Annotated in this window: 32 protein-coding genes; 29 read left to right on the forward strand and 3 right to left on the reverse strand. The window is 50.5% G+C overall.

What is annotated here, in order from left to right; genetic code table 11:
• Positions 1 to 7 precede the first annotated feature (7 nt).
• Genes LM917_RS03730 through LM917_RS03745 form a run of 4 tightly spaced genes read left to right on the forward strand, consistent with a single transcriptional unit; the run spans position 8 to position 1,062 of the window.
• Complete coding sequence (locus LM917_RS03730; RefSeq protein WP_232696147.1) at positions 8 to 235, forward strand: hypothetical protein; 228 nt, start codon at positions 8 to 10, stop codon at positions 233 to 235.
• Positions 236 to 245: 10 nt separating this feature from the next.
• Positions 246 to 467, forward strand: a complete 222-nt coding sequence (locus LM917_RS03735; protein ID WP_232696148.1) for a hypothetical protein — start codon at positions 246 to 248, stop codon at positions 465 to 467.
• A gap of 11 nt (positions 468 to 478) precedes the next feature.
• On the forward strand, positions 479 to 679 hold the full coding sequence (locus LM917_RS03740) for a hypothetical protein (protein ID WP_232696149.1): 201 nt from the start codon (positions 479 to 481) through the stop codon (positions 677 to 679).
• The gene (locus LM917_RS03745; RefSeq protein WP_232696150.1) at positions 679 to 1,062 is read left to right on the forward strand and encodes a hypothetical protein; all 384 of its coding nucleotides are present in this window, start codon (positions 679 to 681) and stop codon (positions 1,060 to 1,062) included. The genes LM917_RS03740 and LM917_RS03745 overlap by 1 nt, the downstream gene beginning before the upstream one ends.
• A 33-nt stretch (positions 1,063 to 1,095) precedes the next feature.
• On the opposite strand, the gene LM917_RS03750 is transcribed toward LM917_RS03745, so the two are convergent.
• Complete coding sequence (locus tag LM917_RS03750; RefSeq protein WP_232696151.1) at positions 1,096 to 1,311, reverse strand: hypothetical protein; 216 nt, start codon at positions 1,309 to 1,311, stop codon at positions 1,096 to 1,098.
• A gap of 251 nt (positions 1,312 to 1,562) precedes the next feature.
• Here LM917_RS03750 and thyX point away from each other — a divergent pair, with 251 nt between their 5' ends.
• Genes thyX through LM917_RS03770 form a run of 4 tightly spaced genes read left to right on the forward strand, consistent with a single transcriptional unit; the run spans position 1,563 to position 4,508 of the window.
• A complete protein-coding gene (gene thyX / locus LM917_RS03755) occupies positions 1,563 to 2,324 on the forward strand; it encodes an FAD-dependent thymidylate synthase (RefSeq protein WP_232696548.1) in 762 nt (253 codons plus the stop codon).
• Positions 2,311 to 2,700, forward strand: a complete 390-nt coding sequence (locus LM917_RS03760; protein WP_232696152.1) for a 3D domain-containing protein — start codon at positions 2,311 to 2,313, stop codon at positions 2,698 to 2,700. Before thyX ends, LM917_RS03760 begins: the two co-directional genes overlap by 14 nt.
• Position 2,701: 1 nt before the next feature.
• Positions 2,702 to 3,913, forward strand: a complete 1,212-nt coding sequence (locus LM917_RS03765) for a hypothetical protein (RefSeq protein ID WP_232696153.1) — start codon at positions 2,702 to 2,704, stop codon at positions 3,911 to 3,913.
• The gene (locus LM917_RS03770) at positions 3,906 to 4,508 is read left to right on the forward strand and encodes a deoxynucleotide monophosphate kinase family protein (RefSeq protein ID WP_232696154.1); all 603 of its coding nucleotides are present in this window, start codon (positions 3,906 to 3,908) and stop codon (positions 4,506 to 4,508) included. Before LM917_RS03765 ends, LM917_RS03770 begins: the two co-directional genes overlap by 8 nt.
• A 103-nt stretch (positions 4,509 to 4,611) precedes the next feature.
• Here the strand turns inward: LM917_RS03770 and LM917_RS03775 are convergent, their stop codons facing one another.
• On the reverse strand, positions 4,612 to 5,016 hold the full coding sequence (locus LM917_RS03775) for a hypothetical protein (RefSeq protein WP_232696155.1): 405 nt from the start codon (positions 5,014 to 5,016) through the stop codon (positions 4,612 to 4,614).
• Positions 5,017 to 5,087: 71 nt separating this feature from the next.
• Here LM917_RS03775 and LM917_RS03780 point away from each other — a divergent pair, with 71 nt between their 5' ends.
• From LM917_RS03780 to LM917_RS03825, 10 genes are all read left to right on the forward strand, one after another.
• A complete protein-coding gene (locus LM917_RS03780) occupies positions 5,088 to 6,218 on the forward strand; it encodes a DNA cytosine methyltransferase (RefSeq protein ID WP_255667906.1) in 1,131 nt (376 codons plus the stop codon).
• Positions 6,219 to 7,436, forward strand: coding sequence for an HsdM family class I SAM-dependent methyltransferase (locus tag LM917_RS03785; RefSeq protein WP_232696157.1), 1,218 nt, complete (start codon positions 6,219 to 6,221; stop codon positions 7,434 to 7,436).
• Positions 7,436 to 7,867, forward strand: coding sequence for a hypothetical protein (locus tag LM917_RS03790; protein ID WP_232696158.1), 432 nt, complete (start codon positions 7,436 to 7,438; stop codon positions 7,865 to 7,867). The genes LM917_RS03785 and LM917_RS03790 overlap by 1 nt, the downstream gene beginning before the upstream one ends.
• A complete protein-coding gene (locus LM917_RS03795; RefSeq protein ID WP_232696159.1) occupies positions 7,867 to 8,220 on the forward strand; it encodes a sigma factor-like helix-turn-helix DNA-binding protein in 354 nt (117 codons plus the stop codon). Before LM917_RS03790 ends, LM917_RS03795 begins: the two co-directional genes overlap by 1 nt.
• Complete coding sequence (locus LM917_RS03800) at positions 8,220 to 8,966, forward strand: DNA-methyltransferase (protein ID WP_232696160.1); 747 nt, start codon at positions 8,220 to 8,222, stop codon at positions 8,964 to 8,966. Before LM917_RS03795 ends, LM917_RS03800 begins: the two co-directional genes overlap by 1 nt.
• Positions 8,966 to 9,415, forward strand: a complete 450-nt coding sequence (locus tag LM917_RS03805) for a hypothetical protein (RefSeq protein WP_232696161.1) — start codon at positions 8,966 to 8,968, stop codon at positions 9,413 to 9,415. Before LM917_RS03800 ends, LM917_RS03805 begins: the two co-directional genes overlap by 1 nt.
• A gap of 117 nt (positions 9,416 to 9,532) precedes the next feature.
• On the forward strand, positions 9,533 to 9,895 hold the full coding sequence (locus LM917_RS03810; protein ID WP_232696162.1) for a hypothetical protein: 363 nt from the start codon (positions 9,533 to 9,535) through the stop codon (positions 9,893 to 9,895).
• Between the two features lie 60 nt (positions 9,896 to 9,955).
• Positions 9,956 to 10,330: a hypothetical protein gene (locus tag LM917_RS03815; RefSeq protein ID WP_232696163.1), complete on the forward strand. Its 375-nt coding sequence runs from the start codon at positions 9,956 to 9,958 to the stop codon at positions 10,328 to 10,330.
• A 3-nt stretch (positions 10,331 to 10,333) separates the two neighbouring features.
• Entirely contained in the window at positions 10,334 to 10,852 is a 519-nt protein-coding gene (locus tag LM917_RS03820; RefSeq protein WP_232696164.1) for a helix-turn-helix domain-containing protein, read from the forward strand.
• A 339-nt stretch (positions 10,853 to 11,191) separates the two neighbouring features.
• On the forward strand, positions 11,192 to 11,566 hold the full coding sequence (locus LM917_RS03825; protein ID WP_232696165.1) for a phBC6A51 family helix-turn-helix protein: 375 nt from the start codon (positions 11,192 to 11,194) through the stop codon (positions 11,564 to 11,566).
• A 550-nt stretch (positions 11,567 to 12,116) separates the two neighbouring features.
• On the opposite strand, the gene LM917_RS03830 is transcribed toward LM917_RS03825, so the two are convergent.
• Entirely contained in the window at positions 12,117 to 12,659 is a 543-nt protein-coding gene (locus LM917_RS03830) for a site-specific integrase (protein WP_232696166.1), read from the reverse strand.
• Here LM917_RS03830 and terL point away from each other — a divergent pair.
• From terL to LM917_RS03885, 11 genes are all read left to right on the forward strand, one after another.
• Positions 12,641 to 14,497: a phage terminase large subunit gene (terL, locus tag LM917_RS03835; protein WP_232696167.1), complete on the forward strand. Its 1,857-nt coding sequence runs from the start codon at positions 12,641 to 12,643 to the stop codon at positions 14,495 to 14,497. The genes LM917_RS03830 and terL overlap by 19 nt on opposite strands.
• A gap of 90 nt (positions 14,498 to 14,587) precedes the next feature.
• Positions 14,588 to 16,081 (forward strand): phage portal protein, encoded by a 1,494-nt coding sequence (locus tag LM917_RS03840; protein ID WP_232696168.1) that lies wholly within the window; start codon positions 14,588 to 14,590, stop codon positions 16,079 to 16,081.
• Positions 16,082 to 16,150: 69 nt separating this feature from the next.
• On the forward strand, positions 16,151 to 17,020 hold the full coding sequence (locus LM917_RS03845; protein WP_232696169.1) for a phage minor capsid protein: 870 nt from the start codon (positions 16,151 to 16,153) through the stop codon (positions 17,018 to 17,020).
• A gap of 75 nt (positions 17,021 to 17,095) precedes the next feature.
• The gene (locus LM917_RS03850) at positions 17,096 to 17,773 is read left to right on the forward strand and encodes a phage scaffolding protein (protein ID WP_232696170.1); all 678 of its coding nucleotides are present in this window, start codon (positions 17,096 to 17,098) and stop codon (positions 17,771 to 17,773) included.
• Positions 17,774 to 17,841: 68 nt separating this feature from the next.
• Positions 17,842 to 18,936 (forward strand): SU10 major capsid protein, encoded by a 1,095-nt coding sequence (locus tag LM917_RS03855; RefSeq protein ID WP_232696171.1) that lies wholly within the window; start codon positions 17,842 to 17,844, stop codon positions 18,934 to 18,936.
• Positions 18,937 to 19,002: 66 nt separating this feature from the next.
• Positions 19,003 to 19,212: a hypothetical protein gene (locus LM917_RS03860; RefSeq protein ID WP_232696172.1), complete on the forward strand. Its 210-nt coding sequence runs from the start codon at positions 19,003 to 19,005 to the stop codon at positions 19,210 to 19,212.
• 15 nt (positions 19,213 to 19,227) lie between these two features.
• A complete protein-coding gene (locus LM917_RS03865; RefSeq protein ID WP_232696173.1) occupies positions 19,228 to 19,608 on the forward strand; it encodes a hypothetical protein in 381 nt (126 codons plus the stop codon).
• 126 nt (positions 19,609 to 19,734) lie between these two features.
• The gene (locus LM917_RS03870; protein ID WP_232696174.1) at positions 19,735 to 19,926 is read left to right on the forward strand and encodes a hypothetical protein; all 192 of its coding nucleotides are present in this window, start codon (positions 19,735 to 19,737) and stop codon (positions 19,924 to 19,926) included.
• Positions 19,927 to 19,938: 12 nt separating this feature from the next.
• Entirely contained in the window at positions 19,939 to 20,343 is a 405-nt protein-coding gene (locus tag LM917_RS03875) for a hypothetical protein (RefSeq protein WP_232696175.1), read from the forward strand.
• 1 nt (position 20,344) lies between these two features.
• On the forward strand, positions 20,345 to 20,785 hold the full coding sequence (locus LM917_RS03880; RefSeq protein WP_232696176.1) for a hypothetical protein: 441 nt from the start codon (positions 20,345 to 20,347) through the stop codon (positions 20,783 to 20,785).
• 22 nt (positions 20,786 to 20,807) lie between these two features.
• Positions 20,808 to 21,869 carry a phage tail sheath subtilisin-like domain-containing protein gene (locus LM917_RS03885; protein ID WP_232696177.1) on the forward strand — a complete coding sequence of 354 codons (1,062 nt, stop codon included), beginning with the start codon at positions 20,808 to 20,810 and terminating at the stop codon, positions 21,867 to 21,869.
• Positions 21,870 to 21,871: the final 2 nt, after the last annotated feature.

The following is a 21,871-nucleotide window of genomic DNA, read 5'->3' on the forward strand; positions in this document are numbered from 1 at the left end:
GGCGCCAATGAGCTACGGACTGACGGATGAGCAACGCGAGTTAATCGAAATGATACGAGGAGGCGGTCGGGTGGATAACGAAAAATTTAGCACCTTAATGTACGCACTGACGAAAAACGCAGCACGAAATAGTTTCGTAGACTTTCTCGAAGAGTGGGACTTGACGAAAGATGATTACGATGACATTAAGGAGCATTTAATAGAGACTTACGGAATCAGAAAACCTTACGTTTAGAGGTGAAATAATGAGAGTGCCTTACACCTATCCTGAAGCAGAGGCGATCGAACGTGATTATGATGAGCAAATCCCATTAGGCGTTATTGCTGAGAATGTGAATCGCGATTTCCATAATGGTAATCCTGTTCGCACAGCTAATTCAGTCAGGTACGTAATTAATAAGATTTATCATGGCGATGATTGGTACGGTAGGATCGAAGAAGCTTGGCTAAACGAAAACGGAAAGTAGGAGACGGTCGGATGAAACACGTCATGGTTATCGAAGTGGTCGCGAAGAAAACGTTTGACGAAGAGGCAACGCTAATGCTCGATGCGCTTACGCCTGACCAGCTCACGGAACGTCTTGACGAAATTAAGACGGAGACTCACCGATTGTTCTCCCGCGAGATGGAAGACGGTGCTGAGATAGTTGTGAGTGTCCGTATAGAGGAGGACGAATAATGCCGCACATTGACGAGATAATTCGTATATGTCGCGAGGTTATCGATGGTGATGCGTACCTGGAGGAGAGCGTTATATTCGATATCCTGGACGAGGCTTATAAAGCTAAATCGGAAGTGGGGGGCGGTGGTCGGGTGAAGAGATCAGTTTACGAGATTGCCGATATTAAGAAGCATGACGGACTAACGGAAGCTGATTCGGCGCGATTGGGTCGCAGGCTTTACCCTACGTTGATTGAAGTCGGGAGCCCCGCGTTGTTATTACACGCGGATGACACTACGAAGATGCTCCGAACGTCCACCGTTACTAGCGTGGAAGAGCAGTCCGAAGCGATCACGTTCACGACGCGGAACACAACGTACACGATACGAAAGGTGACGTGATTATTCGAATAGGCCGTGAAGTTATCAACTATGTCAAGGAGAGAAGAAAGCATTTATCAAGTTATGTACTGCTTCGAGAACAGCAACTGCAATTACCGTCCAAATTAGTGTTCCAACAATCCCTTCAACACCTGCCAGTCCGCGAGTCTTGTATTCGAAAAAAGTATACATTGCAATTGGTCCATAGAGTGAGAATTTCAGAATGTTTAAAACCCTTTCGATAATCCAAATGATTTGTTTCACTTTCATTTGTACTCCTCCTCAAATTGTTTAGTCTTAGAATATTTGTTTTATTTCGCATTCATCATAACACGGGTTTTTAGAACGTTTGTTCTGATTTTTGATTTTCTTTAAGACATGGTCGTTTATGACCAGAGTAACGTGTTCATAGCTATGATATTTTTTAAAAAAGTACGGACATGACACTTGACAGAATGCAGGAGCTCTAATTTTTCAACAACAAAACGAGTGAAGGAGGCACGCTAATGGCAGAAACGCAAATGTCCGTAAATTTAATCGCACATACGCAACTGAGCGATGGGTTTTACGATAGCTTAGATATATACAACGAATTTATAGAGTATGAAGGTAACCAGTTCGACCGATGGCGCGCAACCGACGCCCAAGCCGTTGCCCTCTCCGCAATTCGAACGTGTTACTCCGCAAACAAGCCGTCCGAAATCGTAGCGACCGAAGGCGAGCGTTACTTCGGTAACACCGCGTCAGACGGCGAAGGCGGCACGGAAGCCGATCGACTATTCCGGCACATTACACGCTCGGGTCATACGTCTACACTCGAGCACCTATCGTTCACATTCGCGGTGGAAGGCGTAAGCCGCGCGTTACTAGCGCAACTAACACGTCACCGTGTCGGTTTTTCCTACTCCGTCCAGTCACAGCGTTACGTACGGATGGGCAGTTCCGATAAGTCAGGCGGATTTGATTACGTTGTGCCGCCGAGTATCCGCGAAAAAGAGCCGGGAGCTATGGCGGTATATAAAGCGTCAATGCGCGCGTTACAGCAGGACTACGATACCTTACGAGAACTAAGCGTTCCACCCGAAGACGCCCGCATGGCCCTACCGAACGCAGCCGCAACCAATATCCTTATGACGGTTAATCTACGCGCACTCCTCGATTTCTACGCGAAACGGAAGGGCGGACGCGGGAGCCAGTGGGAGATTGCGGAACTAGCCGAGCGCCTACGCAAAGAGGTAACGAAAGTCGAGCCGTGGTTGGAGCCGTATTTTGACGCTGTTTAGTGCGATTGTCAGCGTACTTTTGCTCGCGACTATTCCGCAACCACAAGAACCGCCCGTTCTCGTTGAGCAGTACGAAGTAACCGCGTATACATTATCACCGCATGAAACGGGTAAAACCGCAAGCCACCCGGAATACGGAATCACCGCATCTGGCGCGAAAGTAGCCGAATTGACTACCGTCGCCTGTCCGCCAGAACTACCGTTCGGCACGCGTGTCTACATCGAAGGCGTGGGCGAGCGTATGTGCCAAGACCGTGGTGGCGCGATAAAGGGGCGTAAGCTCGACGTATATATGCACGACTATAACGACGCAATTCATTTCGGAAGGCAAACGTTGGGCGTGACGATAATAAAAAATTCGGAGGGTGATCGATAATATGACGAACATTACGGTTTTGACGGATGCAAACGGAGTTCAACGTGAGTATAACGAGGTTAAGCGTAAGGCGAACGTGGGTGAAAAGGTGAAGATCGTTTCTGCTTCGCGTGGCGCGGACTACCCGATCGGAGCGACTGGCGAATGCACCCGTAATGACGAATTTAGAGACGGATCAATAGATACCACGATAACAGAACTTGACGAAGACGGATTCATCGACTGTGACCACGCGACTTACGTAGTCCTCGAACCGACCGACATCGCTATCGTAGACGGCGTGCGCTACCGTGAGGAGAAACGGAAGGCGGTGGTGGGTGAACGCATTTTGATTACGGATAAGGTTAGCTACAACATGCGTGACATGGCAGTAGGTAAAAGCTACGTAGTCAAGGACGAAGTATTTTCATACGAAGATTTCGCCAATGTAATCGATGATGCCGGACATGTAGCAAGCGCAAAACATAGGGGATACGTAGTCCTAACGCCAGTTACCGAACCGACTCCGCAACCAACCGTAAATGTCACGCTCAACCTTTCCGTCGCCCACTCGTCGCCTTCCGAAATCCTGCACGCAATAAAGGCGAGTGTTGACGCGGAGCTAGCGAAGTTTGAGGGCGCGCCAAATACGAAAGAAACCCGAGATCAAATCGTAAAAACGTTGACGAAAACACCACAACAACTACGCGATGAGATCGTTGAGAAGGCGAAGGCGGACGTGGCGGAGTTGTTGGATATCGGGGGAGACCGCGGCAAAGACTTGCCTAATACGTCTCCACTTCACGATACTTTTTACCGCGTCGAGTTCGTGGATAATCGAGAAAAACGGACGGTGGTCGCTCTTGTACAATACTGTTACGGAGTAAGCATCGTCGCAAAAGGAATCGCAAAATGCGCACCCGGCGACTGCTTTAACGTTCACCTCGGAAAGGCGATCGCTCTCCGCCGCGCGTTAGGTATCGAAATACCTGTGGAATATTTGACGGTGCCGAAGCCGACGGAGGTTCGCGTGGGTGACATTGTAAAAACAAAGACAGAACTGGGTGGCGGTTGGGTTACGAAATTAACTTCACGTGATTTTTACCATGATAATCACCGTATTGGAAATAAATTAGCGTTCAGACATACACATGATGCCGGTTGGCTAGGCGACAATCAGTTCGATGTAACCGACGACTCACGCGAAGAAACGGAGGTGGCTGCGGTTGCCTAACGTAAAAGTCGCCCTTACAGGCAAAATGCGAAGTGGCAAGGATACGGTCGCCGACTATCTCGCGGAACACTACGGGTTTACCCGTTTCGCGTTCGGCGACGGCATCAAGCGAGTGTGCTCCGAACTCTTCCCGGATCAATTTGCGGACGGCAAAAAACCCCGCGCGCTACTGCAAGGCGTGGGGCAGGCGATGCGGGCGTTCGATCCCGACGTGTGGGCTAACCGGACGCTTGACAAAATTGATCGGGAGGATAAGGCGATCTTCCGCGGAGCATATAAGTTGCTTTTATGCGACGAGGTTATTAGCGAAGTTCAGGCGAATCCCTTGCAAGTCGTAATCACCGACCTCCGCCAGCCCAACGAATACGCCCGGCTATACACGGAAGGCTACGTAATCATTCGCGTCAACGCATCGGACGATACGCGGCTAGAGCGTATGCGCTCGGCAGGCGACACGTTCGATCTCGCGGACTTAACGCATGATACGGAGCGCTACGTGGATGTATTCGCGGTCGACTACGAGTTGAATAACAACGGTACGGTCCGCGACCTCTACGAGCAGATAGACGTTGTGATGCGCGAAATTACGTCATGAGTCCGTTCGACACCGACTGGGCCACGTTACTCCGCGAAGCATACGAGGACGGCTATCGGGCGGGACATGCCGACGGGCGCCTCGCCGCCTCAACGGAGATTACTTACGAGTCTTTACGCTTACGTCCCGACTTGGCGGGCGCCGGCGACGTAGGAGACTCGTCCTCTTCGTGACGGAACGCGTACCATCCGTTAGCGCGCTCGATATACATGTAGCGTCCGAGTTTGAGGTTGTGCTTGCGGATGAACACGGCGGTTCCGGCATAGTGGCGCTTGCCGTCGAAAGTTGCGGGAGTCACGTTGTCGTCGACGGAGATTTCGCCCGGACGTGCTATGCCGATGTTTCCGTTAGCTTCGTCATATCCGATGTGGCATTTGAACGGCGCGCCGTCAACGATACCGAGTTTCTTGCATAAGCCAGCCGATAGCATCAGGCGGTTGAACTTGTCCACCGTTACGAACGCTTCGGTTGCGGGCGGTTCTTTAAAGTTATGTGCGATAAATGACACGATAATCACTCCGATCTATAACGAGGCTATAACGCTAGTATAACGAAATCTACGAAAAATTGGAAGGGGCGATGGGATTGACGTACGACGTTACACCTCAACTCGCAAATAACGGATTTACCGTCGCGGAGCTATTCGCAGGCGGCGGACTAATGGCAGTCGGGCTTCGTGCCGCCGGATATGACATCGTGTGGGCGAACGATTTCGATAAGAGTGCGGTAAAAGCCTACCTCCATAACCTCGGCGACCATATTGTACCCGGTGATATTACCGCGATCGATATTGATAGCTTACCAGACGCGGATATAATCGCAGGTGGGCCACCGTGTCAAGATTACAGCGTCGCGGGACCTGGTGCGGGCGAAGAGGGTGAGCGCGGTAAGCTCGTATGGCGCTACCTCGAGATCATCGAACGGAAGCAACCGCCAGCGTTCGTATTTGAAAACGTAAAGGGATTAATCACGAAGAAACACCGCCCGACCTTTGATGCGCTTCTCGAAAGGTTCAAGGAGATAGGATATACGGCAAGTTGGCGGCTTATAAACGCATGGGACTACGGAGTCGCGCAGAAAAGGGAGCGCGTGTTTATCGTAGGAGTGCGAAATGACCTCGGATTCACGTTTGAGTTTCCGGAGCCGAGGTCAGAGGATTACCGAACGCAAGTGTTGCGGGATGTGATCGGGGATTTGCCGGAGCCTTTTCTGCACGAGCGCAATCCGCAAGATGGACGTTACTCGAGTCCGTATCTTTCGCGGAATAGAGTAGTCGGGTGGAACGAACCTGCGTTTACCGTATTGACGAATCCAAGAGACGTTTCAATTCATCCGGGCGATAGTTCAATTACGATGGAAACCGTCAGGAATCATACGGAGAAACATTACTGGTCCCCAAAATCCGAGTACACTTACGACCAAGCCAACCGCGTGCAGTCGATGGACGGGCCGTGTAGCACAATCCCCGCGCACCATAACAGTGGGCAACCGATTCACCCAACGCAGGCACCCCGCAGATTCACCGTCCGCGAGTGTCTCCGCATTCAATCCGTACCAGACTCGTACGTGCTACCGGACGACATTTCGCTATCTGCACAGTACCGAATTGTCGGTAACGGAGTCGCGTCGCGCGTCTCTTACCTACTCGGAGTCGCGCTGGCGGAGCAATTACGGACGGCACTCGGTAAAGACGTAAAGGAGGCGGCATAGATGGGAAAAGCCGAGCGCAAACGATGGGACGGAAATGTACGCTCAATGGCGATCGTAGCGAAAGCGCCCGAAGATATAACGGAGGATGACGTAAAGTTTCTACGCGAAAACTATACGTCGGCTGGCGGGTTGCTTCCGAACGCTTTCTCCGGTGGCGCATTCTTTACGCCGACGCACGTTGCGCGGTTCATGGTCGAGGTGATTGCGGGGCTATCCGGCGGGCTAAAACGGGGAACCCGAGTCCTAGAGCCGTCGGCAGGTTCCGGCGTCTTCCTCGAACATATTCCGCAGGACTGCGAGGTCACAGCGCTAGAACTCGACGAAACAAGCGCGAAGGTGACGAAGCTCATTTACCCGCATGTGAACGTGATTAATGCGGATGCGCTGACGCATGAGCGACGCGACTACTACGATTTGGTAATCGGTAACCCGCCGTACGGGCTGACGCTAGAGACGGAAAACGACGAGTTCGCGACGTTATCCAAGTCGAAAGGGAAATACCGCGGTAAGTCCGAGAACGTATTCATTGAACTCGCGATTAAAGCCGCAAAGCCCGGCGGGTACATTGCGTTCGTCCTGCCGATGGGCGTGTCGTTCTCGCAAGCCTCCGCAAAAGTTCGGAAATACATGCACGAAACATGCTGGCAAGTCGCGACGATCCGCCTGCCGGGCGAAACGTTTCAGCACGTAGGCACGACGATTCCAACGCAAATATTGATACTACGGAAGGCGCCGCCGGGCACTCCGTTAATAGAGCCCGCGACTAAACGGTGGGGATCGAATTTTAGACGAAGCGATTACGGAGATATAGCGAAATGGAACGCGAAGTTCCTAGCCGGACAGCCGCCGTCTTACTTCGCGGCGGTAACGGACATCGGATGGGATGCGAAAGGGAAGGTGACCGATACGGCGCAACTGGACGAGCTACTCGACGATTTTACGGACGGTGGTCTGATGCGCGAGAATCTATATCCGCATATTCCGTCGTGGCACGGACTAACGAAGGGTAACGAGGCGTTCTTCTTCTCGCACGGCAACGAAACATGTGACGGATATAGAGACGCGTCCCGAACGTTTGCGGACGGCCCTTGCCGTTGGAACGAACTGACGCTCGGCGCGGGCGAGGAGATCAACGGTAACAGTACGTGGGACTTCGGATGGGCCGATCGGATTGTGGCGGAGTATTACGAGGGAACATCGTTAAAGGAGGCGGCGTAATGGATGCAACGGAAATGCAACGTAAGTATATCGCCCACTTTATCAGCCGCGAAGAAACTCTATCGGAGAGAGATGCGCGAGAATACCTGGCGTACTTATCCGAGAATATGGACGCTGCGTTTAGGGAACGAAGAATCGCGCAACTTGAGCGATATATACGAAACCTTCAACGAGAAAAAGAGACGGAGAAGGCTCGCGAAGAAGAATGGATGACGAAAGCCCGCGAAATATGTGCGACCAAAGAGCGATGGGAGGCGTTAGGTGCGGCGTGGGAAGAACGACACGACTGCGGAGTAGGCGTAACTACGTGGAAGTTTCGCGGTGAAACGATTATGCGTAGGTGGACGGGTGCGTCGTTGGACGAAGAGTTAGCGCTTGTTCGTGATGGGGACGATAAATTAACGAAATTAATCGAACAGGAGGCGGCTTAATGGACATCTCGAAGGGACACCGTAATCTCTCCGTAAAGTACACGCTGAACGACCGCGACGGCGTTGACGCAATCCTCCGCGACCTACACCGCCTGCGTTCGATGCGGTTCGAGCGTGGCGACTACGCGGCGTGCGATATACTCATCGATTTGGATACGGCGATTGAGCGTGCGGGGCTGACGGTGAGGGAGCGTGAGGCGTTGTATTACGTATATGAGCGTGAATTGGATACGATCGAGGCGGGACGTGCGATGAGGATAAGCAGACAGCGCGTAGGTCAGTTGGTATACACCGGGTTGGATCAGATTGCTACGGTTTATGAGACGTGGAATTACGGTGAGGAGGCGGTTTGATGTTCGGAGAATACGAATTAAATCGGATTTATCAGCGCGATTGTATCGAGGGAATGGCGCTTATTCCCGACAAGTCCGTCGATATGATCCTATGCGACCTGCCATATGGGACTACGCGGAATAAGTGGGATTCGGTCATTCCTCTAAGTGAGTTATGGGAGCAGTACGAACGTGTAATAAAGGATAGCGGTGCGATTGTTCTTACTGCGCAAACTCCATTTGATAAGATATTAGGCGTAAGTAATTTGAAGCTTTTACGTTACGAATTAATTTGGGAGAAGTCGAAATCAACGGGGTATCTAAATGCTAGACGAATGCCGATGAAGTCTCACGAAAACGTCTTGGTTTTTTACAAAAAGATGCCCTCATATACTCCGCAACTCACCAAAGGTAGTCCATATAAGAATCGACATAAACCTGGTGACACCGGCGATAACTACGGTGAAAACAAAAAGGTATATTCGTTTGATAATAAAGGAACGAGGTTCCCACGTTCAGTTCTGAAGTTTAACTCAGTTCTTTCGTTGGAACAGGAACACCCTACGCAAAAGCCAGTCGCTCTTTTCGAATATCTCATCCGCACGTACACAAACGAAGGTGACGTCGTACTCGACAATTGCATGGGTTCCGGTACAACCGCGATAGCAGCGATAAATACTGGACGTAAATTTATCGGGTTTGAAACGGAACCGAAATACGTTGAGATCGCGAACCAACGGATTGAACGATTAAAGGAGGCGGCTTAATGATCGGATTAACTCGAATGGAACGGACGGAGCGCATCTCCGCAATTGATACGTACATTAACGACGTTATCGAACGAACGGGTGAGTGTCCGAATCCCGCAGAACTCGAACGCCTGGCAGACGCAATCCTGCACGAAGAATTATCGGACGATGACGAGCACAAAATGGCTCACGAAGAATATCCGATCCTATCCGCGACACAATACGCCCGCCGAACGCAAGGCAAACACAAGCGACGCGGTTCCGGCATGGGCGGTGAGACTTCGCTAAAGGTCGTGGAGGAAACGGGCACGGACGGACGGAGCCATCGGAAGCCTTCGCGTAGGAAACGTAGCCCGTACGAACTCCAATTCGTGGACAACAACGCGAAGATACGGAATAAAGAGAGACGCGAGCAGTACGCAAAGGATACGAAAGCAGGCGAAGTCAAGCGTTATTTTATTACGTAAGGGGTTTCGTTTCGGACAATCTCGTATCTATACGTTATAGGCACGATTAATAACGGGCATTCACTTCGGTGGGTGTCCGTTTTATTTACGTTAATAGAGCGAAGGGCGGGCGTTATGATGGCGGAAGTATCCGTAAAAGTAAACGTTGATGTATCGGAAGCACTTGCGGGGCTACAGGCGTTGAGACACGAGGCAGAAGCGTGCGTGGATGCGTTAGATAAAATCGGTGAAGCTGGCGTTTCTCTGCGTCATGAACGCGTTGGTGACGTTGAATTTACGGAGGTCAAGCCGGTTAGTTTATCCGCGTACTCCTCGAAAGAGTTGACGGACGAATTGGCGAGGCGTGCGGGCGCTCCGGTTGTTCCGTTACCGAGGTTCGGTCACGCAAGGTTAACGGTAGATATCTACGAAGACGGGCGTGTGTACCTCGATGAGCTTACGCATTATTTTCCGGACATGACAGCGCGACCTAAACGATAGCTTCCGACATAATCGTCGGGGGCTTTATTTAATTTAAATACAATTACGGAGGGATCATTTATGGAGAAGATCGTAAATTGCCACCACTGCGGAGAACGCCATATCGTAAGCGAAACAATGGACGGTCACGGAAACGTGGTCGGTCTGTTCTGTAACCGGAAGCAAGCGATGATCGTCGCTAACACTACGAACTGGAACGGAGAAGACACGTATGACACAATGGAAAGGTTCGCGATTGCTAACGTAGATACGCAGGCTCTCCGCCGGATTAAACCTGATAAGGTCAACGGGCTGGTACGTAAGATTTCGTATCTTTATCTGCAAACGACTTACGCAAAGGAACGGAAGATTAACTATTTCTTCGCGACTTACCATATGAGGTCGATTATCCTACGAATGAAGGCGAAGGCAGCACGTCAAAAGGCGGAGGTTTAATCGATGACATACAATTTAAATACAGGCGCACAAAAGCGCAAGAAGCCGTTCGAACCCGACTTGGATTTCGTAAAGGTCCACCGGGCTCTTTACACCTTGTATACGCAGATACCGGGATTCACGGCTGACCACGTGCTCATGTACATCGTGCTGATGGACTACTACAATACGGACTATGGGTACGCGTTCCCTACGAAATGGCAACTCGCATTACGCATGAATTGCGGTGAGAATAAGCCGAGTCAGACGGCAAGGCTGCTCGAAAGTTGCGGACTCATCAAGGTAAAGTCGTTAGGACGCGGGAAAAATCACGTTTACTACGTGTACGCTCCGATAACTGATCCGGCAAAGTTTTACGAAAGGTTTCCGGAGGTAAAGGCGCATTACGATGGTCGCGAGGCAGCATTCGAAGAGAGACGGGCGAGACACCGGGCACAGGACGAAGAGGAACGTGTTCCGGACGAGCCGATTATCGGGATTGCAACGGATGGGACGCCGATTACTTCCGCCGACTTCTTTTAGTTTCAACCACTAAATCGGTGGGTCTCAACCACTGTTTCCGTGGGTCTCAACCACTAAATCGGTGGTGTATATAGACTTATTTCTATATAGACTTATCTTTAAATAGACTTACAATACCGCAAAAGATATCGCCCATTCGGATACAAGTATCCTCACTCGCGAGGTCATCTATTTAATAAAAGAGTATACGCGGAAAAAGATAGACGCGGTAGAAGGATAGTAGACACACTAGTTCGCGAAAGTAGTAGAAAGCATATTCGAAGAAGTAAAGATAACGAAAACAAGCGTGGCGCCGTTCGATGGTTCCGCATTATTTCTACATGAAACGGAGGGATAACGATGGCTAAACGATTATCAGCCGAACAGTACCTCGCTATAGGTTACCTCGCGCAACCGAAACGGGCGGGAATGACGATGGAAGAGGTCGCGAATGAGTGCGGCGTAGCGCGTAAGACTATCTACGAATGGAAGAAGCTCCCGCACTTTGACGCGGAGTTAAAACGTCAAATACAGCTTAGTGTAAGCGATAGGGTACCGGATGTAATAGACGCAATGGTACGGACTTCTGTTTCGGAAGGCAACGCTGCTGCGGCGAAGTTAATCCTGCAAGTAGCCGGTATGCTAACGGATAAGGTCGAAGTCGAGACGAAGAGTGCTACGGAGATTCCCGATATAGACGAGTTGAAACGTATGGTGGCGGAAATGGACGTGTAACTTACCGTGCTATTTTACGCTACATAATGAAGGAACTCGTGCGCACTCGGTAACAATGCGTTACAGCATGCGGGTGATTTCGTCTGCAACGCGACTCTAGGGCGCACCCTCCCCGAAAATTTTCGTGAATGCCGTTATGCGCCGTTTCCCTCGTTAATCTGCGCTATTCGTATGCGGTGTTTTATGCATGCATACGGAAAAAGACCGTTATACAGTCGATGTATAAACGTGATACCTACGCTGTTCTTGCGTTATGTATAAATGAGCGCGGATTGGGGACGAGTTGGATAGCGTTAGAATGGCGTTGTTATGCGGTTTGTACGTGATCGCGAATGTAACTTAATTACATTGTGTTACATTCAATATTCATTGAAATGTATAGCGTATCCATACGACAATTGATTAGTTACGCACGAAAAGTAAGTAACATTTTCCCCCAAGGCGGGGGTCGAATATGCCCGTGTGAGGCGTCAGAAAAATCCGCGTATCAAAATTTAACTCTGAACATGAAAAGACCGCCCAAGGACGAATCCCGAGCGGTCATTCTCGTTTATAAGTCGATGTTGGCGTAAACTTCATCGATTGTATCTTGCGTAATCCCGATATAGCGCAATGTCACCGCCTGCGACGAATGGTTAAACAACGCCTGTAATGTCGCTAGGTCCTCGTTTGCCTTGTACGCATGGTAACCGAGTGTCTTCCGCAACGTGTGGCAACCGATCGGCTCCGTTATACCAGCACGCGTAGCCGCATCGTTCAGTATTCGGTAGGCTTGTACGCGCGTAATCGGACGGTTAGCGCCTTTACGCGACCGGAATATGTACTCGTCGTCACCGGCATCTGGCGGTATAAACTCCGCCGTCGCCCGTTTGATCGCGTCGTTAATGCGGAAGTTCTTCGACTTGCCCGTCTTCTCTTCGCGTAGAGCGATGAAGCTACGGTCGCGTACATCACCGACCTTCAACGGGAGAATATCGGATATGCGCAAGCCGGAATTGATTCCGAGTATGAACAATAGTTTATCGCGACCATTTAACGCGGCTTTCATCGCGTTTATTTCGCGTTTAGTACGTAATGGTTGAACGATTTCCAACGGGATCACTCCGTTCTCGATATGTTACATTCAGCATAAACGAAACGGCAACGATTGTCAACGAAACTAACGAAAGGGGACGAAAAGCTATCGCATGGACTAACGGTAAATGGTTAGCGCGATCTGAACGCAAGGAGCTAATCGACACACTGCGGTTAGGAACGAAGAACTTACGTAAGAAGTTAGACGCGGGCACGCTATCTGCGGACGAAGGCGTTCAGTTACGCGCTTGGTTAACGGAGCTAAAACGCCTAGAACGCATACACCGCGCCGAGGTCGATTTGCTCTACTTTGCTTACGAATATTTTGGCGAGCACTACAATCCGGATAACTCCGGTAACTGGATACCGGTGACTATCGATGAGGCGCCGGACTTTCACCGCGAGCTCTGCGATATCATGAACACGGTATCAAACGATGTTATCAACGCGAAGATAGCGTGGGCGGCACCGCGCTCACATGCGAAGTCTTCTTACCTTTCGAAGGCGTTTCCGTTGCATGAGATCGTTTTCCGTAAGCGTAAATACATCGTAATCATATCGGAGACTCCGCAGGTCTCAACCGCGAACATGGAATGGCTCGGAATACAGCTCAAGAGTAACGCAAAGTTACGAGCTGACTTCGGGTCTTTGTTGTCGTTGAAGCAACAGGAGAATCCGAAGGACAATAGTTCGGAGTTTATCGCATGGGAGACGCGCGAAAACGGTCCTCACATGTTAACACGCGTTGAAGCGGCATCTACGGGACAGGCGTTGCGTGGTCGTAACTGGAACGGCACGCGTCCCGATCTCATCATTTGCGATGACCTCGAAGGTAAAAAGAATACGAACACGGCGGAACTACGGAAAGAGTTACGCGACTGGTTTACGCAGGTCGTAATGCCACTTGGCGATCCAGCGGGCAAGAAGACGGCATTTGTTTACATGGGAACGATGGTCCATGCGGAGGCGAATTTACGTTATGTCATCGAGGAGCGCTCGGACTTTAAATCGCGCCTTTTCAAAGCGATTATCGAACCGCCTACACGCGGCGACTTATGGGAACGTTGTCGCGCTATATATACGGATCGAGAGAATCCGAATCGCGCGGAGGATGCCGAGGAATTCTATGCTGCGAATCGAGACGAAATGGACCGGGGCGCAGTCGTATTATGGCCTGCGGTTCAGCCGTTGTGGACGCTGATGAAATGGAAATGGGACAACGGATCGAAGGCGTTCAACACCGAGTACCAGAACACGCCACTCGACGAGGAATCGCAGGTTTTCGTGCCCGAACGGTTCACGTATTGGGACAAGGATTACCCCAATCGTGATTTTACCGGAAACAATTACGAAATCTACATGGGGATTGACTTCGCGATGGGTAAGACGCGTGGCGACTACTCCGCAATCGTAACGGTCGCTAGGCGAAAAGACACCGGAGGAATATACGTAATCGACGCGTGGGGCGAGCGTGTTCATCCTGACGAGTTTATGCGCGTTATTGTCCGAAAGGTCATGGAGTACCAGCCGACAGCAATCGCGGCAGAGTCGCAGGCGGCGCAAGAGTTCTTCGTACACAAGCTAAAGGAAGCGCTGAGACGCGAGGGATACCCGTCACAGACGCGCGTAAAAGAGATAAAGCAGAGGCAACGGAAGCAACTACGGATAGAGGCGATGCTGCCGGAGATTGAGAACGGGACGATACAGTTTTCGCGGAAACACGCGTTATTGCTCGAGCAATTCGAGCGGTACGGGAGCAACTCGCATGATGACTTACCGGATGCGCAAGAAATGGCGGTCAGCATCGCGAAGAAAGGCAAAAAACGAGCGTTGAAAGAAAAGCCTGCATGGGCGTAGCGAAAGGAGGAGGCAACTATTAGTGTACTTAAACCGGGCGACCAGTTTCCACCCGTCGACTCAATCGAAAGGCTTGCGAAATACAAACGCATGGAAACGATATTTGACGGAGATTTGCATAAGGTTTACGAGCGCGCATCGCAACTGTTACGAGACGCGCCTAACGCGAAGCAACTCGAAAAGCTGTATATCGCGGTCAATCTCATTGACGTGTTGACGACTAAGCCCGCCGACCTTCTCGTGGGCGAGGGTATTACGGTCGAAAGTGGCCATGACGACGAATCGCCGGAGCAGGAAGCCGTTAATCGAATCGTCGAGGAAAACGACTTAAGCACGTTAATTTACGAGTCAGTCATTGGCGCAGGTATTCGAGGGGACGCGTGGTTAAAAGTTCGATACGATAACCGCGACGACAACAGCGCGTTAATTGACGCAGGATTGCCGACGCCGAACGGAATGATGGACGCAGAGCCGATCATCGAGACAATTCCGGCTAATTGCGTGTTTCCTGAACTCGCGAAAGGGTCGCGTAAGAAATTCCGTGCGGTTAACATCTGTACGGTTGAGTACGTAGAGGAACCGGCGGTTATTATCGGGAAGCGGACGAGGGAAGTGCCGTATTTGAACGTCGAGCGACATCTACCGGGCTACATCATATATGAGCGCTATCGGTTAACGGAGCGCGTCGGAGGCGTCGATAGTAGTTGGGGCGTTCCAATTCAGATATACCAGGTCGAGAAGCAAGTCGCAACAGGGCGAGACAGAGACGCAGTAGACACGGGAGTTTCCGACATACTTGTTAGGCATGTTCCGTATAAGGCGAAGGACTCGCGTTGGCAAGGAATCGGAAATATCGAGAAGGTGGAGTCAACGATCGCGGCTATTTGCGACCGTCTCGTTCAGATCGATTACATCTTGTGGAAACACAGCGACCCGATGATGTTCGGACCTGATTTTGAAGAAGGTGATTCAGCGCGACTAGGTGGTCGATATATCCCCGTGATAAAGGAAGACGTAAAGCCGGAGTACATGACCTGGAACTCGCAATTGGAGGGCGCGTTTAAGGAACTTGATTATCTCCTTTCTCTCGTTTTCCAGATGACAGAGACACCACAATGGCTTTTCGGTACGTCAATCACGCAAGATAAGGGCGGAACGGGCACCTCACACTCGGATGGTCGCGCAATTCAAATGCGGCTTATGCCGATCATATCAAAGGTTAACCGGATCAAATTGTACGTAGATAAGGCGTTTAGGGATGCGATATATCTCGCGCAAGTTATAGAAGTCTACGCGAATAATGGCGTAGACGGATTTGAACACTATGCGCCGCAGTATCCGAAAATTGTATGGAACAATCCGTTACCTCGCGATCCTAAGGAAGAGGCGGAGGTTGTGACTATGAGGACGGGAGGAAAGCCTACGTTGGACGTTCAGAGCGCTATTAAACGACTTGACGGATTCGATGACATACAGGCTGCGAAAATCATGCAGAGAATCGACGAAGACGACTTACGTGTGAATGGATCGGTTGACGCGTCGATCTTTAATGACCCCGGAGGTGAAGCCCGTGAATCGGATTAAGGCTGCGTTCATCGCTTTATCTCTCGCGACTGTTCTCTGGTACAACGCTAGATTCGGCGGTGATCGCTGATGCGCGAGATTCCATCGCCGAATTACGATCGTGAAGTATCGGTACTTGTCCGCGCATACGAAAGAGCACTCCGCGATATTCGATCCGAACTCAACACGTTATTTCTAACGGATTTTGAACGTGCGCAAATACTTGCAGTCGAGGCGAACATCCTCGAAATCCTACGACAACTTGACGGAAGTTCAACGAAATGGATTGCGGAAACAATGCCGGGATTCGTGCGGAACGGTGCCGCAGATGCGATCTACACGTTGGGACTTGCGAAGACGGTCGAGGAGGCGCGTAATATCGTCCAGTTTAACCGATTGAACCGGACGTTCGTTGAGACGATAATAGCCGATACACAAACGGACCTGCTTGCGGTCACTACGAACGTACGAAGACGTACAAAGAACGCTATTCGCGAAGTAGCTGGCGAAGTAATGCGCCGCAACTATGCGTCAGGTATAAACGCGCCACAAACGCTTAGTCGCGAAGTCGAACGCGAGTTCCGCAAGAAGTTAGGTGACGCGGCAGATAACGCAATCATAGACGCAGCGGGGCGTAAGTGGAAGGTGGGCACTTATACCGACATGCTCGTTCAAACGAAGGCGATGACCGCACATCGTGACGGCACCGTTAACGAGGCGCTAGGACGCGAAGTGTATTACGGCGTTATTAGCCGTCACGGGGCGTTAGATGACTGCGGTAAGTACGAGGGGAAGATCGTTAAACTCGTACCGGAAGCGCCCGGTGACTATCCGTATTTGTACACGTTGCCTAGGCGCGAGATATTTCATCCGCACTGTAAGCACATTGTCACGCCAGTTAGACGACCGGACCGAATTAATCCCGAACAAGATTACGAAGGGGAAGAAATCGAAGTGTGACCGAACGTTACGTCATTAAACTAAACGGCTTGAAAACGAATAGCCGACGGGCTTTAAACGGTTGGAGGTATACGAATGAAAAACGCTATTAAAACGTTGATCCCGATGAATCTACAATATTTTGCGGAGGTTGATCCGGAGCAACTCACAGACACTACGCCAGAACCTGAGAAAACGTTCACCCAAATCGAACTGGACGAGATCGTCGCGAAACGTCTCGAACGTGACCGCAAGAAGTACGCGGATTACGACGAGATGAAAACGAAGCTTGCAGAAATCGAAAAAGCGGAGCAGGTCCGTAAAGATGCCGAGATGTCCGAGCTTGAAAGGTTGCAGACGAAGCTATCCGAGAAAGATACCTACGCGCAACAGCTAGCGGATCAAATCGAAAAGCTACACGAGCAATCGAAGCAGGAACGTATTCACGGTGCGTTTAACAAGGCGGCTGCGGCTGTGAACATCAAATACGTTGACGACGCGCTGAGACTAGCGGACTTGTCGACGGTCACAGTCGGAGAGGACGGTAGTATTACGGGCATTGACGAGGTCGTTAAGGCGCTTATCGAGTCCAAACCGTTCCTGATTGAGAGGGCGCAACCAAAGATAATTGGAAGCGCGACTATCTTACCTGACGAGAAAGCAGAAAAGACAAAAGAACAAATTTTAGCTGAGGCAGCGGAGAAAGCGAGAAAGAGTGGTCGCATGGAAGACATGGCTCTTTTCGCGAAACTTCAACGCGAGTTAAACGGGTAGCAGGACGCCAAATTTTACGGCGTCTTTTTTGTATTAAAAACTACGAAATTACAGGAGGAACTTAAACTATGAGTAAAATTTTATCCGGTGAACTTATTGGTAAAAAGGAGTCTGTTACGGAACAGTTGCTTTTACTAAATCCGCATTCTACACCTTTCCTGTCTATGGTTGGCTTTTCAACGCCAGTAACGCAAATCGAGCATCAATGGTTTGAAGACGAGATGATCGCGTACGAAACGGTAGTAACCGAAGCAGTTGTGGACGGAGCGGCGACCGCCGTGAAAGTAGCGGATACAGAACCATTCCGCGTAGATCATGTCGTGAAGGCAGGCGACGAGATGATGAAAGTGACCGCCGTTGACGTAGTAGGAAAGAAACTAACCGTGTCTCGTGGGTATGCCGGTACGTCTGCGGATGCCATCGCTGCTGAGACAAAGATTGAAGTTCTTTTCGTTGAAGGACAAGAGAGTCGCGACGCTCGTGAAGGACGCTACAAGCCACGTAAACGTTTTAGCAATATTACGCAGATTTTTGACGAGACAGTGGAAATCTCCGGCACTACTGCGGCAGTCAACCAATACGGAATTGACGATATTTACGAGTACGAGAAGCAGAAGAAACAGCTTGAGCTGGCGTTGCAACTCGAAAAGGCGGCCGTTAACGGAATTAAATACGACAACGGCAATGTACGCCAAATGGCCGGGGCACGTAGTTTCATCAATTCGAACGTAATTGATCTCGGTGGAAAGGACCTGACGTTACCTACTATTGGCGATGCGTTACAAAAAATCTACGAAAAGGGCGGCTTTAAAACAGGCGGTTCTTACGAGATTATTGCGGGTGCAAAACAAAAACGCGTGATCAGTGCGTTTGATCAAAACGTTATTCGAATCAATCAAGGTGAGGAAAAACGTGGAACTGTCGTAAACTACTTGACGACTGACTTCGGTGAGTTCCCCGTTTCTATCAACAACAACCTGCGCGCCGACGAGGTATTGATCGTTGACAAAAACCGCATCCGTTTAAGTGCGCTACAAGGTCGCGAATTCAGCCACGAATACCTGGGCAAAAAGGGCGACTACCTTCAAGGAATGATCGTCGGTGAGTACACGCTAGAGTTCGTACAAGAAGCCGCACACGCACGTATCAAAGGCGCGAAGTAGTAGACGTCATGGCTCGTCGGATTACCGGCGGGCCTTCTTATATAAACGGAGGTGAGCGAAATAACGGTGGTAAAGTATACTTCACGTTTTCCTGCGTTGATGTTTTACGTAGAAGGTGAGATCCGGCAGTTTAGAAGCGGAGAATACGTTGCAAACACGAAAGCCGAACGGGACGCGCTTGATCAGTTAGCAGACGTAAAGCGCGTTGATGATCCGAAGCAAACGGAGGAGCCGAAGCCGAAACCGGCTACCACACGAAAATCCTCCGCAAAATAAACGGAGGTGTAGCGAATGTGGGACATTACGGAGGCGACCGATTATGTGCGCCTTAACACGCTTGATAACGAGGACTTTCTCGATGCGGACGATGAGCGTAAAGAAGCGACACTAAACGTGGCTAGCCGAACACTAACGCGAAAATACAACGGATATAAAATACCGAATAATGCCGTTTACCTTTTCGCGGCGGTACTGGCGAGTGCGTTTAACGATACGAACAAGTTACAGCAGCAGGGCGTCGCGTCGTTCTCGATTCGCGGAATATCGTTTACATTCAAGGACTGGGCGAAAAAGGGGCTCGAGGCTCTCATAACTGAAGAGGTCGTTGATTTGATCGGCGAAGAGAACGGAGTCGACTTATCACTACGTCAGGCGAAATGGACGGTGTTGTAATTGGCGTTTATATCACTCAAGCAACATGTCAAAGTCCATAAGCCAGCGACCATCGACGATTGGGGCGAGGTCACTCCGCAAGAGCCGATCACACTGAAATGCCGAGCTGACGAAAAGACCGAGGTCGTGAAAAATCAGTTGGGCGTGGAGGTCGTATCTGGCGTACAACTAATGTTCGATAAATTACCGAATATCGCGTATAACGACGTCATCGAATATACGAACGAATTGGACGTAGCGATTAAGCGCACACCGGTAAAAATCGAACCCGTACGGATGGTCAACGGTAAGCCAACCTTGACATTCGTTTATCTATGAGGAGGTGTGCGGATGGCAAAATCATTTTCGGTCGAGCTTGACGGCTTGAAGAGAGCCATTCGAAAGTCACCGATTGCAGTAAGTCGCGCGATACACACGTCGTTGAATGACGTAAAAGACGACTGGACGAAGCAGTCCGTTGACATCTCACCTATTGACACGTCCAATCTCCGTAAACAGATCAGCGGCGAAATCGACGGCTCACAACTGGTTATGACTGCGAACGCGACGCGGGGCGATGGTGGGCGATTTAACTACGCGTATCACATTCACGAATTGGACGCGGGAGGCAAGTCGCTCAAGTCGCCGGGAGCCGAGAAGAAGTTCCTCGACAAGCCTGCGGAGGACAGCGAAACGAAATGGCGCGGTTGGATGAATGACCAGGTTCAGTTGGAGCTGAGAAAATCGGGGTGGTAACGTGGCTTCGTTAATAAAAGAAATCGAAGCAGTCGGAGCGATCGTTCGCCAAGCGATTCCCAATGCGATAGTGAAGTATCAGCACATACCGGAGGAGCCGGGGAAAGATATGTGCGTTGTCCAATACATCTCGGGTGGTAACGAGTCAGAAACCGCCTATCACTATCGAATAGACCGAACGTTTCGGATCGTATGGTTTGGCACGAGTGAGGTCGATTGCATACGGAAGTTAGAAATAATGGAACGAACATTTGGGAATACACTGCAATTCAAAGCGGACGGATACCGCGTCATAACAAAATCATTCGGAGCGTCACAGCCGTTTCAAACGACTGGTGGCGCTTTTGCTATTCTTGCGACTTTACAGGCGGAGTTACGCCAAGCACGTCCGCAAGAGACTTACGAAAAGATGCAGAAAATCAGCGTTTTTATTAACGAGTAGCAAATGAAAGGACGGTGCTTACATGGCGATTACACCGATCGAACAGTGGGACCCGACTGCGCTTCCAATACGTCCCGGTCTCTATACCAATTTCAAAAACGCCGCAATTGCGCAGATAACGGGAGGTGCTCGCGGTACGGTTGCAATCCCGTTGATTTCGTATAAGGGCGGATCAGCAACGGCTAAAAAAATGTACACGGTCGAGGGAGAGGCGCACGCACAAGAACTATTCGGAGCCGCGAACATTCAATCGATCAAATTCGTGTTGCAGGGCGGAGCTAAGAAAGTACTCATCTACACGATGCCGGAAGCTCCCGAACAAGCGGACTACACAGAGATGCGCGATGCATTCGAAGCGCATCAATTCAACGTGTTTGTGTACGACGGAGAAGTTGGCGCAGAGGAACAGGCGGCGACACTTACGTGGCTTACACGCAATCGTACGGAGAAAAAGCATTTCATGTTCGTGACTGGCGGAAGTGCCGAGGACGATCAGGATATTGCGGCAGGTAACGCACGCTCAGTTCTTCTCGCGGACGATTACGTGGTCAACCTCGTAGCTGGTGTTGTTATCGGTGAAAAGTCGTATTCGAGTGGTCAGTACGCGGCTTATCTCGCGGGCTTAGTCGCAGGCACAGCGATTAACAAGTCGATTACGTATAAGCAGGTCCGCGTGAACGACGTGACTAAACGATTACGCAACAGCGAGATCGAGTCGGCATTGAAGGCGGGGTCGCTCGTTCTTGTCCACGACGGCGAAAAAGTAATCGTCGAGCAAGGACTCGTCACAAGTGGCGATAAAATCCGTAAGATTCGCGGAAAACAAGCGATTGCGACCGACGTTGAAAAGACAGCGCGGGACAATTACATCGGCAAGATCGACAACAACGAGGCGGGTCAAATGTCGTTACTTAGCGCGATCAAGGCGTACTTGGAAACGCTACAGGTCGAAAATGTGCTCATCAATCCGCAGGTGGCGTTGAGTACGCAGTACAAGAGCGAAGGCGACAAGGTGTTCGTAGACATCGCGTACACCGAGGTCGACAGCATGGAACGTATATTCCTAACGATTACAACCGCCTAAAA

It is taken from the genome of Brevibacillus daliensis, from assembly GCF_021245735.1.
GTDB lineage: Bacteria > Bacillota > Bacilli > Brevibacillales > Brevibacillaceae > Brevibacillus_B > Brevibacillus_B daliensis.

Excerpts from the sequence above, each read along its gene's own strand:
- LM917_RS03730 (WP_232696147.1), top strand. The coding sequence starts at position 8 with ATGAGCTACGGACTGACGGATGAGCAACGCGAGTTAATCGAAATGATA.
- LM917_RS03735 (WP_232696148.1), top strand. The coding sequence starts at position 246 with ATGAGAGTGCCTTACACCTATCCTGAAGCAGAGGCGATCGAACGTGAT.
- LM917_RS03740 (WP_232696149.1), top strand. The coding sequence starts at position 479 with ATGAAACACGTCATGGTTATCGAAGTGGTCGCGAAGAAAACGTTTGAC.
- LM917_RS03745 (WP_232696150.1), top strand. The coding sequence starts at position 679 with ATGCCGCACATTGACGAGATAATTCGTATATGTCGCGAGGTTATCGAT.
- LM917_RS03750 (WP_232696151.1), bottom strand. The coding sequence starts at position 1,311 with ATGAAAGTGAAACAAATCATTTGGATTATCGAAAGGGTTTTAAACATT.
- thyX (WP_232696548.1), top strand. The coding sequence starts at position 1,563 with ATGTCCGTAAATTTAATCGCACATACGCAACTGAGCGATGGGTTTTAC.
- LM917_RS03765 (WP_232696153.1), top strand. The coding sequence starts at position 2,702 with ATGACGAACATTACGGTTTTGACGGATGCAAACGGAGTTCAACGTGAG.
- LM917_RS03780 (WP_255667906.1), top strand. The coding sequence starts at position 5,088 with ATGGGATTGACGTACGACGTTACACCTCAACTCGCAAATAACGGATTT.
- LM917_RS03785 (WP_232696157.1), top strand. The coding sequence starts at position 6,219 with ATGGGAAAAGCCGAGCGCAAACGATGGGACGGAAATGTACGCTCAATG.
- LM917_RS03790 (WP_232696158.1), top strand. The coding sequence starts at position 7,436 with ATGGATGCAACGGAAATGCAACGTAAGTATATCGCCCACTTTATCAGC.
- LM917_RS03795 (WP_232696159.1), top strand. The coding sequence starts at position 7,867 with ATGGACATCTCGAAGGGACACCGTAATCTCTCCGTAAAGTACACGCTG.
- LM917_RS03800 (WP_232696160.1), top strand. The coding sequence starts at position 8,220 with ATGTTCGGAGAATACGAATTAAATCGGATTTATCAGCGCGATTGTATC.
- LM917_RS03805 (WP_232696161.1), top strand. The coding sequence starts at position 8,966 with ATGATCGGATTAACTCGAATGGAACGGACGGAGCGCATCTCCGCAATT.
- LM917_RS03810 (WP_232696162.1), top strand. The coding sequence starts at position 9,533 with ATGGCGGAAGTATCCGTAAAAGTAAACGTTGATGTATCGGAAGCACTT.
- LM917_RS03815 (WP_232696163.1), top strand. The coding sequence starts at position 9,956 with ATGGAGAAGATCGTAAATTGCCACCACTGCGGAGAACGCCATATCGTA.
- LM917_RS03820 (WP_232696164.1), top strand. The coding sequence starts at position 10,334 with ATGACATACAATTTAAATACAGGCGCACAAAAGCGCAAGAAGCCGTTC.
- LM917_RS03825 (WP_232696165.1), top strand. The coding sequence starts at position 11,192 with ATGGCTAAACGATTATCAGCCGAACAGTACCTCGCTATAGGTTACCTC.
- terL (WP_232696167.1), top strand. The coding sequence starts at position 12,641 with ATGGTTGAACGATTTCCAACGGGATCACTCCGTTCTCGATATGTTACA.
- LM917_RS03840 (WP_232696168.1), top strand. The coding sequence starts at position 14,588 with ATGGAAACGATATTTGACGGAGATTTGCATAAGGTTTACGAGCGCGCA.
- LM917_RS03845 (WP_232696169.1), top strand. The coding sequence starts at position 16,151 with ATGCGCGAGATTCCATCGCCGAATTACGATCGTGAAGTATCGGTACTT.
- LM917_RS03850 (WP_232696170.1), top strand. The coding sequence starts at position 17,096 with ATGAAAAACGCTATTAAAACGTTGATCCCGATGAATCTACAATATTTT.
- LM917_RS03855 (WP_232696171.1), top strand. The coding sequence starts at position 17,842 with ATGAGTAAAATTTTATCCGGTGAACTTATTGGTAAAAAGGAGTCTGTT.
- LM917_RS03865 (WP_232696173.1), top strand. The coding sequence starts at position 19,228 with ATGTGGGACATTACGGAGGCGACCGATTATGTGCGCCTTAACACGCTT.
- LM917_RS03875 (WP_232696175.1), top strand. The coding sequence starts at position 19,939 with ATGGCAAAATCATTTTCGGTCGAGCTTGACGGCTTGAAGAGAGCCATT.
- LM917_RS03885 (WP_232696177.1), top strand. The coding sequence starts at position 20,808 with ATGGCGATTACACCGATCGAACAGTGGGACCCGACTGCGCTTCCAATA.